Source organism: Arthrobacter sp. KKT183 (assembly GCF_055657625.1).
Map to the genome: position 1 here is coordinate 3,609,412 of NZ_CM145770.1, position 13,722 is coordinate 3,623,133.

Below are 13,722 nucleotides of genomic sequence, written 5' to 3' on the forward strand. Positions count from 1 at the left end.
CGGGTATGTGGATATCTTGAGTCATATCCGCGCCCCTTCCCGAGTTTTTGTCGCCTACTTGCTGCTTTCGCCGCCTCTACGCCTCAACAAGGCGACAAAAACTTTCAGGGGGCGACGGGAATCACGGCAAGCGACTGCGGCCTCCCTGGCACCGCAAGCTCCTGCTGCTCGAACGTTTCGAGATCGACAAGGGTGACACCGGGCCAGAAACCGTCCCGAGTGTAGCCCCCGGAGAGCAGCGCATAGGCCTCGCCGGTCGCGGGATCGGTCCACGGCACCACGGTCTCGTGCAACCGGTCCAGCGGCACGATTCGCTCAGCGTTAGTTTCGGTGTCCCGGACCGTGAGGTTCGGAGATCCGGTGGCATTGCCGAATGCCCCCGTTCCGATCACAAGGAGGGTGCCGTCAACCAGAGCCGTTCCGTGCTGATGCGAGTTGGCGGTCATCTCCTCCACGGAGACAGCACCCGAGGCCGGGTTGACGATGGCGAGCGCCAGGCCCTGATAGGGCAGAAGGAGGTTCCCGGCGTCGTCAATTGCGCCATAGTGCGGCTTCTCCCAGGAGGCCAGGCCGCCCTGCGTGCCGAACGGCGCTACCTCGATTCGCCGCACGATGAGGGTTTCGGTATTGACGACGTGGACCGAAAAGGAATCATGGTCGATCGTGTAGACCTCAGAGCCGTCGGCGGAGAGCAGGATGTCAAACGGCCGCAGTCCCACCTCAACGGTACCGATGGTCCGCCCTTCCTGGACATCCACCTTCTCCAGCGCTGAGGTGCCGTCCGCCCGGAGCACCGCCACATAAACCGTGCTTCCGTCCGCGCTCACGGCAATACCCGTACCGCCTGGCCGATACTCCCCATGCGAGATGGAACCGGCCGGATTCGCATACGGGATCAGTGAAGTACGACGCCGGTCCACAAGGTCGACTACCGCCACTCCTTCGGCAGTGGAGACGAAGGCCCGCGTGCCGCTCACCGCAACATCCCACGGTGCCTGCCCGACAGCAATCCGCTGCTCAACGGGACTGCCCGAGTCTGCAGGATTGATGACCAGAAGGTCCGCTCCTGCCGCGTCGGTAACAAGAACCATGGATTGCTGTGGCGACGGTAATGGGCTCGGCTTTGCTGAGGAAGCTTGACCAGAGGTGGGCACGGTCATGCTGGAAGGGGTGGCCGCCGGTTGAGGGGCCGAACTCGTGGCGCTCGGGATAGGCGCCGCTGTGCAGGCTGTCAGAAACAACAGGCACAGAATGGCGACGGCGCTGCGAAACATGCAGCCATTGTCCCGCGAAAGGCGCATCGGCGGCAGCCCCGGTGGGCTGCCGCCGTCGACGGCTGATCTGTTACCGGGAACTGATGGACTTGAACTTCTTCACTGAGAGCGGCACGAAGATGGCAAGCATCACGATGATTCCCAGTATCACGGTGATGATCGGGTTCTGCAGGGTCCATGCGGTGGGCTCAGGGAAGTCGGGGTTTGTGTTCCCGAACAGTTGGCGCGCCGATTCCACAAGGGCTGACACCGGGTTCCACTCAGCGATGTTCTTCAGAACCTCCGGCAGGGTATGGATGGGAACGAAGGCGTTCGAGATGAACGTCAGCGGGAACAGGATCATGAAGGACGCGTTGTTGATGACCTCCGGGCTGCGGACGCTCATCCCGAGAAGGGCCATCACCCAGCTGAAGGAGTAGGAAAACAGCAGCAGGACCGCCACGCCGCCCAGGAAACCCCACACCGAGGTGGTGACCCGCCAACCGACCAGCCAGCCGGTGCCCATCATGATCATCATCGAAATGCTGTTGATCACGAGGTCACCGTTGGTACGGCCGATGAGCACTGCTGCAGGGCTCATCGGCAGCGTACGGAAGCGGTCGATGATGCCGTCCTTCAGGTCCTGTGCCATGGCTGCCCCGGAGAACGTCGAGCCGAAAATCACGGTCTGGGCAAAGATCCCGGCCATCAGGAAGTTCACGTAGTCGGGCACATTCATTGCGCCGGCATAAACCTGGCTGAACAGGAGTACAAACATGATGGGCTGGAGGATGGTGAAGACGAGGATCTCCGGCACGCGCCTGATCTTGATCAGGTTGCGGCGTGTGGCGATCCAGCCGTCCGAGAACAGTTGGGCGAGAGGCGACCCTACGCTCTCGTAGGCGGGCTGGCTGACCGCGGTCATTGGGCTTTCTCCATTTCGGCGTCATTCTTGCTGGTCTCGTCATCGGCCCGGTGGCCGGTGAGCTTGAGGAAGACGTCATCAAGCGTGGGCCGGCGCATACCGGCGTCGTGCAGTTGGATGTTTGCCTGGCCCAGATCGGAAAGCACGTACTGCAGCGCGCGTGGTCCGTCGACGACGGACACCTCCACGGTGCGGTCGCTGACGGTAGGAGTGCCGTCACCGTGACGCGCGAGGATTTCACGGGCCGCGCCGGCGTCTGCTTCATCCACCAGCGTCACGACCACCCGGTGTCCGCCGATCTGCGCCTTCAGTTCATCCGAAGTGCCCTCGGCGATGACCTTACCGCCGTCAATCACGGCAATGTCATCTGACAGGTGGTCCGCCTCCTCAAGATACTGGGTGGTCAAGAGCAGCGTGGTCCCATCATTCACCAGCTGGGAGATGATCTCCCACAGCGCGAGCCTGCTTCGTGGATCCAGTCCGGTAGTCGGCTCGTCAAGGAAAAGGATTTTCGGGTTGATGACCAGCGCTCCGGCGAGGTCAATACGACGGCGCATGCCGCCGGAGAATCCCTTGACCGGCCGGTTCCCGGCTTCCGTGAGCTCGAACTGGTCAATCAACTCCTGTGCCCGCTTGCGTGCGGTCTTCGCGCCGAGATGGTAGAGCCTGCCCACCATCTCCAGATTCTCGAACCCGGTGAGATTTTCATCGACCGCCGCATACTGACCGGATGCTCCGATGATCCGCCGGGCCGCTTTGGGGTTGTTCACGACGTCGATGCCGTCGATATGTGCTGTGCCTTCGTCAGGCTTGATCAGGGTGGTAAGTACCTTGACCGCCGTTGTCTTGCCAGCGCCGTTGGGCCCGAGCAGAGCCTTCACGGTCCCCTGCGGGACCGAAAGGTTGAGGCCCGCCAGTGCATGCACCGGGCCGCTCTTCGATTTGTAGGTCTTGGTCAGGCCTTCAGCCTGGATAATCGTCATGGGTCAACCCTAGGTTTTCGGAATTACGGGAAGAAGGAGATTGCGGACAGCTTCGGTCCGCGACCCGGTGGCGGCAAATTGTGCCGCTGAGCGATGTCATAAGGAGTGTGCGGCTCCTAGGAAAACAGCATGTAGACACCGTATACATTTCTTATCCTGACGGCAACGGTTTTCTTTGTACCAACCGCATTCATCGGGACTGCAGCGAGTCCAGCGCAACCGCCATAGCTGCCGCGAGTCTCCAGTCGAGACGTCCGCCGGGAACATTAACGTCATACCTGTCCCGCAGTGAAGCGCGCCGCTCCGAAGTCAGGACAAGCTGGCCCGTCGGATCGCGGAAATCGAAGTGGAACAGGAAGGGCGCCGGGATGGCGTCCAGGAACGGCACAATCTCCCACACACGGCGAGCGATCGCGACGCCCTGGCTCCGTTCGCTGCCCACTGCCTGAATTCCGGGTGCTTCAAGCTCCCAGGTGGAACGCAGCAGCGAGGATCCGAAGTTCTTGCGAAAGCAGCCCAGCGGGCTTCCCTGCGCATCGAGCACATCATAGGTTGCTCCCAGGTCAAGACGCCGGCGAGCCTTGAAGGAGAATAGCTGCGTCTTCTTCGACTCGTCCGTGAAAAACCTAACCTCTTCCTTGAAGGCAGCCCGCTTCTGTTGCGCAAGAGCCATGAGCGCCCCCGGATTTCCGTCCGGATCGACGGATCGGACCTCGTACCGATTGACCATGAGGGTGACCTTCTGGGTTACTGAAAATCGCTCGATCGGCGGCTGGGAGTTCATCTGATTCTTTCGTCGTTGTCTGTAGTTGCGACCGCTCTGCGGGCAGCCGTTCTGAGCCTAGCTACCTGAGGTCTCTGCCGACGTCGTCCTGAGGGAGTATCTCTGCCCAATGAGCGGCCGTACCGGGGAAATGACGGCCGTGCCGGGAATCCGGAGCCCTTGACGACCTTCATCCGCGGGTCGAGAGTTACTACATGACGTCCCTTCTGGGCGCCGCTCAATTGGCTCGCCGCATACGCGGCGGCCATTCATAGGAAGGCGAAGGCAATGGACGCAATGATGTGGGTCTGGATCATCATCGGGATCCTCGTGGTGCTGCTCATCATCGGACTGATCGTATTCCTTGGACGGAAGCGCAAGCACGCACACGACCAGGAGAAGCGCCGGAAAGACCACGAGCACGCAAACGAGATTCGGGAAGAGGCGCACGCCAAGGACCTGGAAGCCCGTGAGCGTGAGGCACGCGCCGCCCGCGCTGACGCCGATGCCCAGCAGGCCGAGGTGGACGCCGAAAGACTGCGCAAGGAAGCGGAACAGCGGCAGAACGATGCCCAGGGCCTGCGCCGGGAAACCGAAGAACGCGCGCGCCACGCGGATGAGATCGATCCTGACGTACGCAACGACCAGGGGACGCGCAGCGATAGGAAGAACGGCGCCGATCCCGGCCGGCCCGGACGTCACTGACAGCTGGGCCGCTGACCGCGCCGCTCCGTCATCAGGATCGGATGCCGGCGCCCCTCGGTTCGCCCGCGGGGCGCTCGGCCGCGGCAGGCGCCACAAGGAACGACGCCAATACAGCCACTCCGACGGCGAGCAGGGCATTCCGGATTCCCATCTGGTCACCGAGGAATCCGAGCAGCGGAGGCCCAGCGAGGAATGCCGTGTACCCGATCGTGGAAACCACCGACACGCGGGCAGCAGCCAGGCGCGGTTCGTCCGCAGCGGCAGACATTCCCATGGGGAACCCGAGCGCGGCGCCCGTTCCCCACAGAACCGCTCCGACTCCGGCAAGAAGCACAGTGGGTGCAAAGACGAAGAGCACCAGGCCGGCCAGCGACGACGCAAGGCTCACCTGCAGCACCCGCACCCGCCCGAACCGGTCGATAAAGCCGCCGCCAACGAAGCGGAAGAGGGTCATTGAGGCTACGAACACGCCGAACATCAGCGCACCGACGGCTTCAGTGGAACCAAGGCCGTCCACTGTTGCCTTCGCCACCCAGTCGTTTGCAGCACCTTCAGTGAGCGCTGCACCGAGCACTACCAGCCCGATGAGGAGCGTGCGCGGCTCCTTCCAGGCGGCAAATCCGCCGGAAGGGGAGGTCTCGGCGTCGTCATGTTTCCCGGCGTGAGGGTCCTCAGGCAGGAAGTAACGCGGAATCCACAGCGAAATAATGAGTACCAGCACCGCAACCACCGCCAGGTGGGTTGATAGCGCTACGCCTGCGGCCGCGAGACCGGCTCCGGTGAGCGCGCCGATGAAGGCACCACCGCTAAAGGCCGCGTGGAACTTCGGCATGATGGTGCGCATGAGCCGGCGTTCGACGTCGGCGCCTTCCAGGTTCTGCGCAACATCCCAGAGGCCTATACCAAGGCCGAAAATGAAGAGGCCGACGGCGGCAACCACCACGGATTGCGTGACGAGTCCGCCGGCAATGGTGGAGGCGGCGATAGTGGCAGCCACTCCGCCCAGCCTCACGGTGTTCGCTGTCCCGATCCGTGCGGCGATCCCGCCCGACAACGGCAACGACACCATGGACCCGATCGCCGCAACAAGCAGCAGCGCGCCCGTCTGGCCGTCGCTCAGCCCCAGCGTGTCCGACGCAGATGGAATCCGGGCCGCCCAGCTGGCGAATACGAGGCCGTTGAGACCGAAGATAGCGAAGGTAGCCCACATGGCTGAATTGACGTTGCTCTGCACCTCTAAACCGTAGGCGCACGGGCTCGGAAGGGGCTACCCAGGGCAGGCAGTGTGATGGAGATGACAACAGGTTGCCGCCGCTACTGTGGCGGACCGCACTGAAACCCCGGGCAAAAGAAACACGCCCGGCTCGACGTACCGCTAATCCTCGAAGCTGAGGGTGAGCTGGTCTCCATCAATCTGCACGGCCGCGCTGAAGTAGAGGCTCGCGGTGTCTTCTTCCGGCTCCCATTCGGCCGGCTCGTCGTCCTGCCACTGAGTGTTCCGCTCATAGGTGGCAGTCATCTCGCCTTCCGTGGCGTACAGCGCCAGGGACCCATCCCAATTCTCCGACACCTCGAACTCGGGCTCCTGGGTAATTGTCCAGCTGAAATTGCGATAGTCCTCGTCGTCGCCAAACGTGAACGCTCTGTTCGGGCAGTCCTCGGGCGCCGCCTCTGTGGAGTCGGCGCAGGTCTGAAGGAATTCCCTCGCCTGAGCCACCGCATCTTCCGTCACTGCATCCGTCATGGAGCGCTGGAAAAGGGCCCCTTCCCCAACACTGCTTGCCGGATCAGCCGACACTGTAATGGTTTGCTCCTCCCCCAACGTCACATATTTGGTGCCTTCCGGCGGAGTCAGCACATAGTCGCCCGGCAGGACCGGCAATGAGAACGCGCCTGGAGCCTGCTGGCCGAGCTGTTGGGACAGCTCCACGTCCACGCCGTTTACCGTCACCATGTCCACGCCTTCAGGCACTTGGATCGGCAAGGTCCAGGACGTCCCGCGGGTCACCGTCCAGTTGTGGAAGAACAGCGCCGTTCGCTCTGCCTTCTCCAGGGTGAAGATAAGTGGCACCCTTTTGGCATCCTGGGTTACCTCCGCCGTAACGGTCGCCAATTCACCCGAGAACTCGACGTCGCGAATCTCATGGTCGGTTATGCGGTTCTGAGCAGCACCGAAGATGCCGTCATCCAGCAGCAACCGCTCCTCGGACGTCACATTTGGATCATGCAGCGCTACCGCTGCGCTCGCATCCCCCTCCTCGAGCGCCTTGAGGTACTTCTCAACGTGCGCTTGGGGCCCATAGGTTGTGGCGCTCAGAATGTTGAACGCAACAGTGGCAGCCACAATCAGGACGATGACGATTCCCGCGATTGCTGTGCCAATCCGCAGCCTTTTCTTGGCATGGGCGGTTAATGGTTTGGTCTCCCGCCCGCCGGCACCCGGCACCTCCTCCACCTGGCGCCCGGTATCGGTGCCGGCGACTGCGGAGTCGGCGGTTGCTGTGGGACCGGAGAACCAGCGGTGGATAATGGTGGGCAGGAAAGGCACTGCCACCGGGGCCAGGTATCGTCCCGAAACTTCAATTGCGGCTCCCCACAAACCCATGATCAGCGGCGTCCAGAGAGCCAGTGCCAGAGTGCCCGAAAACGACAATGCGCCGCCCCTGACACCGAAGACCACTGAGGTGAACAGAGTGATTAGGAGCCCACCCACCAGAAAGATGGCCGGCAGGATGGCCCATGACATCCAACCCTCCCGTTGGCGGTAGGAGGCTCGCGCAGCTGCCCAGGCGATCGATGCGACGAAAGCGATCGTGATGGCTAACAGGATAAGCAGCAGGGCGGCCCACCATGGGAGATCAAAAACCGTCATGGAATCTGTGCCCTGGCTGGTGGCGTTGCTGACGGAAGACAGATGCCCGATTCCGTAGGCCCAGCCGGCGGCGGTGGGTAGCCAGAGCGGTGCTGAGAACGCCGCTGCTGCTCCGCCTTTCACCGTGGCAAAGATGAACAGTACAAGCCCGCTCACGAGCGTGTAGGCCATGTAATGGAGGCAGAAGATCCTCACGCCCGCCAGTATCTCCGCGCCTGCGCGTCGCCTCGCGGTTGCTTGCAGAAGGCCGTGTGTAGTCGCCGACCCGTGATGATGTCCCAAGCGACTGCCGAGTGTTCCGATGGCAAGGGCCCCGAAGAACAATGGCAAGGAGGCGCTCGTAAGGACAGCAGACATGCCGTTCTCGGAGATCCGGACTGCGAAGAGGAAGCTGAACAACAGGCCAACGAGTGCAAGTGTCAGTCCGCTGACCGCCGAAAGCATCCACGCCTGCGTACTGGTGATACTTGTTTGGCTTCGAGCGCTCCGCCTACCAAGGAACCACAGCGTGAGTACCGCGATTCCCGTCAGAGCGAGCGGGACGCCCCAGCCTACAGCGCCTATTTGCAGCGGCATCCCGAGGACATTAAGACCCAGATCGGCGTGTAGGGCTCCCATCATCGCCATGCCGGCGAGCTGAAATGGGAGTGCGAGCAAAAGAAAAGCGCCGCCAACGTCCGAGGGCGTCTCCACTCCCACGTACTCATCGAGGGAGGCCTGCAGGTCCTGTGCTGAAAGAACCAGGCCCAGAGCAACCAGCAGTAAGACTGCGAATGCTGCGAAAACTGTGACGCCGTACGCGATGACCCCGGCCAAACCCGCGCTCAACCAACGGCTGTGCCCGATGTCCCTGAAACCTCCGCCAACTGGCAACGGGTCAACGGGCCGCTCTGACGATGACGGAGCCGATACGCGCGGAGTGGCTGGCAGCAGCGGCGGAAGGGCAGGCCGATCGACGGATTCTGGATTCATGGTTGTCCCCCAACGAAAGAATGATGAGGACGATCACTAATTTGCCCCCGGAGACAATTTACTATGAGCGGTCAGTGCCCCGGGTAGTGCTGTGGATAAGTGTCAAGCCTTGTCCTAGCGCGACCGCTGCACTCTGCCTTCGTCCCACACAGGAGCTTCCGATTCATACACCTTGCCGTCCTCGCCGAAGACGAGGAAGCGGTCAAAACTCCGCGCGAACCAGCGGTCGTGGGTTACGGCCAGCACGGTTCCCTCGAACGCGTCGATAGCGCGTTCCAGGGCTTCGGCTGAATGGAGATCGAGGTTGTCCGTGGGCTCGTCGAGGAGCAGGAGCGTGGCGCCGGACAGTTCGAGGAGCAGGATCTGCAGCCGTGCCTGCTGCCCGCCGGAAAGCGAGTCATACAGCTGTTCCGACTGCCCTGCCAGCCCGTAGCGGTCCAGTACTCCCGACGCCGCCTCCCGGCCGAGGCCCGATCGGTGATCGTCGCCGCGGTGCAGGATGTCGAGCAGGCTCCGGCCCAGCAGGTCCGGACGCACATGGGTCTGGGCGAAGAACCCAGGGCGAATGCGCGCACCCAACTTCACCACGCCGGTGTGAGGCACGGGTGCGATGCTCACCTCGGACACCGGTTCATGTTCTTTCTCCGGATCGGTGCCGCCGGCGGCGAGGAGGCGAAGGAAGTGGGACTTGCCGGACCCGTTGGAGCCCAGCACTCCGACGCGGTCACCGAACCAGATCTCGGTGCTGAACGGCTTCATCAGCCCGGTCAGCTCCAGTCTCTGCGCGACGACGGCCCGCTTGGCTGTGCGGCCACCCTTGAGCCGCATGTTCACGTTCTGCTCGATCGGGATCGCTTCCGGCGGCCCTGCCTCCAGGAATTTCGCCAGGCGCGTCTGGGCGGCGTGGTAGCGATTAGCCATGTCCGAGCGGAACGCGGCCTTGTTCTTGTACATGTTCACGAGCTCTTTGAGCTTGATGTGCTCCTCATCCCAACGTCGCCGCAGTTCCTCAAAGCGGGCGTTGCGGTCCGTCCGGGCCTGCAGGTAGGTGCTGAAACCTCCACCGTGCACCCAGCTGGAGGCGCCGAGTGCGCCGGGTTCCAGCGTGACGATCCGGGTAGCCGCATTGTCCAGCAGCTCGCGGTCGTGGCTGACAAAGAGGACCGACTTGCTGGACTCGTTGAGCTTCGCTTCGAGCCACCGTTTGCCGGGTACGTCGAGGTAGTTGTCCGGCTCGTCGAGGAGGAGCAGTTCGTCTGGACCGGAGAACAGCGCCTCCAGGACGAGCCGTTTCTGTTCTCCTCCGGATAACGACGACGCCGCGCGGTACTGTGCGCGATCATACGGAACGCCCAACGCAGCCATCGTCACTTCATCCCAGGTGGTTTCGAGCTCATAGCCGCCGGCGTCTCCCCAATCGGCAATCGCCTGGGCATAACGCATCTGGGTGGGTTCGTCGTCGTGCTCCATCATTGCGAGCTCAGCGTCGTCGATCTTTTTCGCGGCCGCTGCAAGCACCGGCGGCGCAGCGGAGACGAGCAGGTCCCGCACCGTGGTGTCATCGCGGACCTGGCCCACGAACTGGCGCATGATGCCCATACTGCCGGAGCGGGTGATGGCCCCCTCATCGGCGGTGATATCGCCGGCAACAATGCGAAGGAGCGTGGTCTTTCCGGTGCCGTTGGGACCGATCAGGGCAGTCTTGTGGCCCTCGCCGACCTTGAAGGTGACGCCGTTGAGCAACTGGCGGCCGTCGGAAAGAAAGTAGTCGATGTTGGAAATGTCGAGGTGCGCCACGCTCCCAGTCTTCCACCCGCATCCAGTGAGCCGAAATAGGGTCTCATCCGTGGGTAGACACTCGAGTGCGAGGATGGGAGCGTGATTCCAATAACTCCCCAGCGGGTGGTGTTCTTCGGCGTGACCGGATCCGGGAAAACAACAGCGGCTGAGCGCTATGCCGCTGCGACCGGGTTGCCGCTGACATCCGTAGACTCGGACATCGGGTGGCTTCCGGGATGGGCGGAGCGGGATCCCGCCGAGCAGCTCCGCATGGTTGAGGAAATCGCCTCGCGGGATGCCTGGGTGCTGGACAGCTTCTACCGGAAGTGGTCAGACCACCTGATTCCGCGCGCTGAAGTCATCGTTGCGCTGGATTATCCGCGCTGGCTCTCGCTGTCCCGGCTGGTCCGCAGGACGCTGCGGCGCATGGTGCTGCGGGAAGAGGTCTGCAACGGGAACACGGAGACCTTCCGCCGCGTCATCGCACACGACTCGATCATTCGGTGGCACTTCACGTCCTTCGCCAGCAAGCGCCGGAGGATTCTTGAATATCAGGACGCCGGGTTGCCAGTGCTTCGCTTTACCAGACCGCGGGATCTGGAGCAATGGCTCAGGTCCTATGAAACCCCGGTAGCGGAGGACGGAGTTGGCTCATAAGACGCAGTAAGGGCTGGCTGTGAGGTGGGCGCAGGACTTCGCGTTGCTGAACCGCGAGGAAATGATGGACCGCGTCATTCATTGCGTTACGCAGTCGGACCGGGACAGCGGTTCAGGAGCTGGAGCGCATCAACTGCCACCACAACTACACGGCTCAGGAAACCCACTATGGCAAGCAGGTGTGGCTGAGCCGGAAGGGCGCAATTGACGCGTCTGCCGGGCGGCCGGGACTCATTCCGGGCTCCATGGGGACCGCGTCCTATGTGGTGGAAGGCTTGGGCTTTGCGCCGTCGCTCAGTTCCTGGGCAGTCCCTGGAACCCAATCAGCATTCCACGACGTTCAAGGCCAGCCCGCCACGGGCGGTTTCCTTGTACTTGTCCATCATGTCCGCACCGGTTTCACGCATCGTCTTGATCGCAGCGTCAAGTGAGACGAAGTGCTGTCCGTCGCCGCGCACGGCCATGCGGGCTGCGGTGATTGCCTTCATCGCTCCCACGGCGTTGCGCTCGATGCACGGTATCTGCACCAGTCCGCCGACGGGATCGCAGGTCAAGCCCAGGTTGTGCTCAATGCCGATTTCAGCGGCGTTTTCGACCTGCTCGGGTGTGCCTCCCAACACCTCGGCCAGCCCCGCAGCGGCCATCGCGCACGCTGAACCAACTTCCCCCTGACAGCCGACCTCGGCACCCGAGATGGAGGCATTCTTCTTGAAGAGGGCACCGACAGCAGTGGCGGCGAGCAGGAAGCGGATAACGCCGTCGTCGTCGGCTCCCGGAACGAAGTCTGTGTAGTACTTCAGGACTGCCGGGATGATGCCGGCCGCGCCGTTGGTGGGAGCGGTCACCACACGACCGCCGGCCGCGTTTTCCTCGTTTACGGCAAGCGCGAACAGGGTGACCCACTCCATGGTGCTGAGGTGGTCATTGGGGTCAGCTTCCTTCTGAAGCAGTTCCAACTGCCGGGCAGCACGACGCCGGACATGCAGCCCACCGGGAAGAATGCCGCTGTTGGTCGACCCCCGCCGGATGGTGTCCTGCATGACGTCCCAGATCTCGAGCAGGCCGTTGCGGATCTCAGTCTCGGACCGGACGGCCAGTTCATTGGCCAGCACAATCCCGGAAAAGGACTTTCCCGTCGATGCTGCAAGGCCGAGCAACTGTTCGCCGGATTCAAACGGGTAGGGAATCGCGACGGTCTGTTCCGCGGACAGGTCGGTGCCGATCTGGTCCTCGTCCAGAACGAAACCCCCGCCCACCGAGTAGTATTCGCGGGCGAATAAGAGTATGCCCTCAGCGTTATATACCGAGAAGCGCATCCCATTGGTGTGGTAGTCCAGCCGCTGCTTGCGGTGCAGAACAAGATCTTTCTCCGGATCAAAAGCTACATCGTGTGAGCCGGCCAGACGAAGGGTCTTTGTTTTCGAGATTTCCTCCACACGAGGTTCAGCGCGTTCCGGATCGGTAAGGTGCGGCTGCTCGCCCTCGAGCCCCAGGATCACGGCCTTGACTGTTCCGTGCCCATGACCGGTTACGCCCAACGAACCGAACAGTTCAGCATCGACGTGCTGGACCTGTTCCAGCAGCCCCTGCTCCACCACCATCCGGGTGAAGAGAAAGGCCGCCGTCATGGGCCCGCCCGTGTGTGAACTGGACGGACCTATCCCGATTTTGAAGAGGTCGAAGGCGCTGATGGTCATGAGCGGCCCGGACGTTTGTAGAACGGCAGCTCAACGACGGTGAAACCCTCCGGACGTCCGCGCAGGTCAACCTGCAGTTCCGTGCCCGGTTCGCTCAACGCTGTGTCAACGTAAGCGAGGGCAACCGGGTACCCGAGGGTCGGGCTCGGAAGGCCGGACGTAACGGTACCTACGGTCTGTCCGTTCGAAACGACGTCGTACCCTGCACGGGCAGACCGGCGTCCGGTACCACGCAAACCGACCAGCTTTCGCTCCGGTGTTTCGGCCTTCAGCGGCTCCAGCACGGAGCGGCCCACGAAGTTCTCGGTCTTCTTCAGGCTGACGACACCGCCCAATCCCGCTTCAAACGGATTTGTCTCCAGGCCGAGCTCATGACCGTACAACGGCATGCCGGCTTCAAGGCGAAGCGAGTCCCGCGAGGCCAGCCCGCAGGGCGCCAGGCCATGGTTGGTTCCTGCCTCGGTCACGGCTTTCCACAGCTGTACGGCCTGCGCGTTCTCGATGAAAAGTTCAAAGCCATCCTCGCCGGTGTAGCCGGTGCGGGCGAGGAGGACCGGCTGACCGGCGAGCTCCACGCGAACGGCGGCGTAGTACTTGAGCGAGGTGATGGCGTCGCGGTCTGCAGCCGGCGCCATGCCGAGCAGGATCGCCTCCGCGTTCGGTCCCTGCACCGCGATGAGAGCGGTCTCCTCCGACTGATCCTGCACAGTGACATCGAAGTCGGCAGCACGCTGCTGCAGCTCGGCAGCAACCGTGTCGGAGTTCGAGGCGTTGGGCACCACAAGGAACTGGTCCTCGGCGAGACGGTACGTGATGAGGTCATCAATCACTCCGCCGCCCTCGGTGCAGATGAGGGAGTACTTGGCCTTCCCCACCGCCATGATCTCCATATTTCCCACGAGGGCATAGTTGAGGAAGCTGGCTGCCTGCGGCCCAGTGACCATCACCTCGCCCATGTGCGAAAGGTCGAAAATGCCGGCGGCCCGGCGAACCGTGTGGTGCTCTTCAAGTTCGCTGCGGTACTTCAGGGGCATCTGCCAACCGCCGAAGTCGGTGAATGCCGCACCGAGTTCCTGGTGCTGGGCATACAGCGCTGTCTGCTTTGTCATGGCGATC

At 62.6% G+C, this 13,722-nt stretch carries 11 protein-coding genes and 1 pseudogene; 3 read left to right on the top strand and 9 right to left on the bottom strand.

Annotated features, from left to right (window positions below; translation table 11 throughout):
* Window positions 1-104 precede the first annotated feature (104 nt).
* The 4 genes from ACZ2GY_RS17075 to ACZ2GY_RS17090 all read right to left on the bottom strand — a co-directional run bounded on the left by ACZ2GY_RS17075 (window position 105) and on the right by ACZ2GY_RS17090 (window position 3,945).
* The gene (locus tag ACZ2GY_RS17075; protein ID WP_471672601.1) at window positions 105-1,091 is read right to left on the bottom strand and encodes a YncE family protein; all 987 of its coding nucleotides are present in this window, start codon (window positions 1,089-1,091) and stop codon (window positions 105-107) included.
* 253 nt (window positions 1,092-1,344) lie between these two features.
* Complete coding sequence (locus ACZ2GY_RS17080; protein WP_346027768.1) at window positions 1,345-2,178, bottom strand: ABC transporter permease; 834 nt, start codon at window positions 2,176-2,178, stop codon at window positions 1,345-1,347.
* Window positions 2,175-3,161 carry an ATP-binding cassette domain-containing protein gene (locus ACZ2GY_RS17085; RefSeq protein WP_471672602.1) on the bottom strand — a complete coding sequence of 329 codons (987 nt, stop codon included), beginning with the start codon at window positions 3,159-3,161 and terminating at the stop codon, window positions 2,175-2,177. The genes ACZ2GY_RS17080 and ACZ2GY_RS17085 overlap by 4 nt, the downstream gene beginning before the upstream one ends.
* A gap of 190 nt (window positions 3,162-3,351) precedes the next feature.
* Complete coding sequence (locus tag ACZ2GY_RS17090) at window positions 3,352-3,945, bottom strand: LURP-one-related family protein (RefSeq protein ID WP_346027769.1); 594 nt, start codon at window positions 3,943-3,945, stop codon at window positions 3,352-3,354.
* A 267-nt stretch (window positions 3,946-4,212) separates the two neighbouring features.
* Here ACZ2GY_RS17090 and ACZ2GY_RS17095 point away from each other — a divergent pair, with 267 nt between their 5' ends.
* The gene (locus ACZ2GY_RS17095) at window positions 4,213-4,629 is read left to right on the top strand and encodes a hypothetical protein (protein WP_277358526.1); all 417 of its coding nucleotides are present in this window, start codon (window positions 4,213-4,215) and stop codon (window positions 4,627-4,629) included.
* 31 nt (window positions 4,630-4,660) lie between these two features.
* Here the strand turns inward: ACZ2GY_RS17095 and ACZ2GY_RS17100 are convergent, their stop codons facing one another.
* The 3 genes from ACZ2GY_RS17100 to ACZ2GY_RS17110 form a co-directional block, all read right to left on the bottom strand.
* Window positions 4,661-5,839: an MFS transporter gene (locus ACZ2GY_RS17100; RefSeq protein WP_277358539.1), complete on the bottom strand. Its 1,179-nt coding sequence runs from the start codon at window positions 5,837-5,839 to the stop codon at window positions 4,661-4,663.
* A gap of 165 nt (window positions 5,840-6,004) precedes the next feature.
* Entirely contained in the window at window positions 6,005-8,473 is a 2,469-nt protein-coding gene (locus tag ACZ2GY_RS17105) for a hypothetical protein (protein ID WP_471672603.1), read from the bottom strand.
* Window positions 8,474-8,587: 114 nt separating this feature from the next.
* A complete protein-coding gene (locus ACZ2GY_RS17110) occupies window positions 8,588-10,270 on the bottom strand; it encodes an ABC-F family ATP-binding cassette domain-containing protein (RefSeq protein ID WP_277358524.1) in 1,683 nt (560 codons plus the stop codon).
* Window positions 10,271-10,351: 81 nt separating this feature from the next.
* On the opposite strand from ACZ2GY_RS17110, the gene ACZ2GY_RS17115 reads away from it, so the two are divergent.
* Entirely contained in the window at window positions 10,352-10,909 is a 558-nt protein-coding gene (locus ACZ2GY_RS17115) for a P-loop NTPase family protein (protein ID WP_471672604.1), read from the top strand.
* A 19-nt stretch (window positions 10,910-10,928) separates the two neighbouring features.
* Window positions 10,929-11,211, top strand: a pseudogene (locus tag ACZ2GY_RS17120) (RtcB family protein); the annotation flags it as partial.
* Between the two features lie 21 nt (window positions 11,212-11,232).
* On the opposite strand, the gene ACZ2GY_RS17125 reads toward ACZ2GY_RS17120, so the two are convergent.
* Window positions 11,233-12,606, bottom strand: coding sequence for an L-serine ammonia-lyase (locus ACZ2GY_RS17125; RefSeq protein WP_471672605.1), 1,374 nt, complete (start codon window positions 12,604-12,606; stop codon window positions 11,233-11,235).
* Window positions 12,603-13,715 carry a glycine cleavage system aminomethyltransferase GcvT gene (gene gcvT, locus ACZ2GY_RS17130; RefSeq protein WP_277358521.1) on the bottom strand — a complete coding sequence of 371 codons (1,113 nt, stop codon included), beginning with the start codon at window positions 13,713-13,715 and terminating at the stop codon, window positions 12,603-12,605. The genes ACZ2GY_RS17125 and gcvT overlap by 4 nt, the downstream gene beginning before the upstream one ends.
* Between the last annotated feature and the right edge of the window lie 7 nt (window positions 13,716-13,722).

Bases quoted from the DNA above. Each gene is read 5' to 3' on its own strand.
- ACZ2GY_RS17095 (WP_277358526.1), top strand. From the start codon at position 4,213: ATGGACGCAATGATGTGGGTCTGGATCATCATCGGGATCCTCGTGGTG.
- ACZ2GY_RS17075 (WP_471672601.1), bottom strand. From the start codon at position 1,091: ATGGTTCTTGTTACCGACGCGGCAGGAGCGGACCTTCTGGTCATCAAT.
- ACZ2GY_RS17080 (WP_346027768.1), bottom strand. From the start codon at position 2,178: ATGACCGCGGTCAGCCAGCCCGCCTACGAGAGCGTAGGGTCGCCTCTC.
- ACZ2GY_RS17090 (WP_346027769.1), bottom strand. From the start codon at position 3,945: ATGAACTCCCAGCCGCCGATCGAGCGATTTTCAGTAACCCAGAAGGTC.
- ACZ2GY_RS17105 (WP_471672603.1), bottom strand. From the start codon at position 8,473: ATGAATCCAGAATCCGTCGATCGGCCTGCCCTTCCGCCGCTGCTGCCA.
- ACZ2GY_RS17125 (WP_471672605.1), bottom strand. From the start codon at position 12,606: ATGACCATCAGCGCCTTCGACCTCTTCAAAATCGGGATAGGTCCGTCC.
- ACZ2GY_RS17100 (WP_277358539.1), bottom strand. From the start codon at position 5,839: ATGTGGGCTACCTTCGCTATCTTCGGTCTCAACGGCCTCGTATTCGCC.
- ACZ2GY_RS17085 (WP_471672602.1), bottom strand. From the start codon at position 3,161: ATGACGATTATCCAGGCTGAAGGCCTGACCAAGACCTACAAATCGAAG.
- gcvT (WP_277358521.1), bottom strand. From the start codon at position 13,715: ATGACAAAGCAGACAGCGCTGTATGCCCAGCACCAGGAACTCGGTGCG.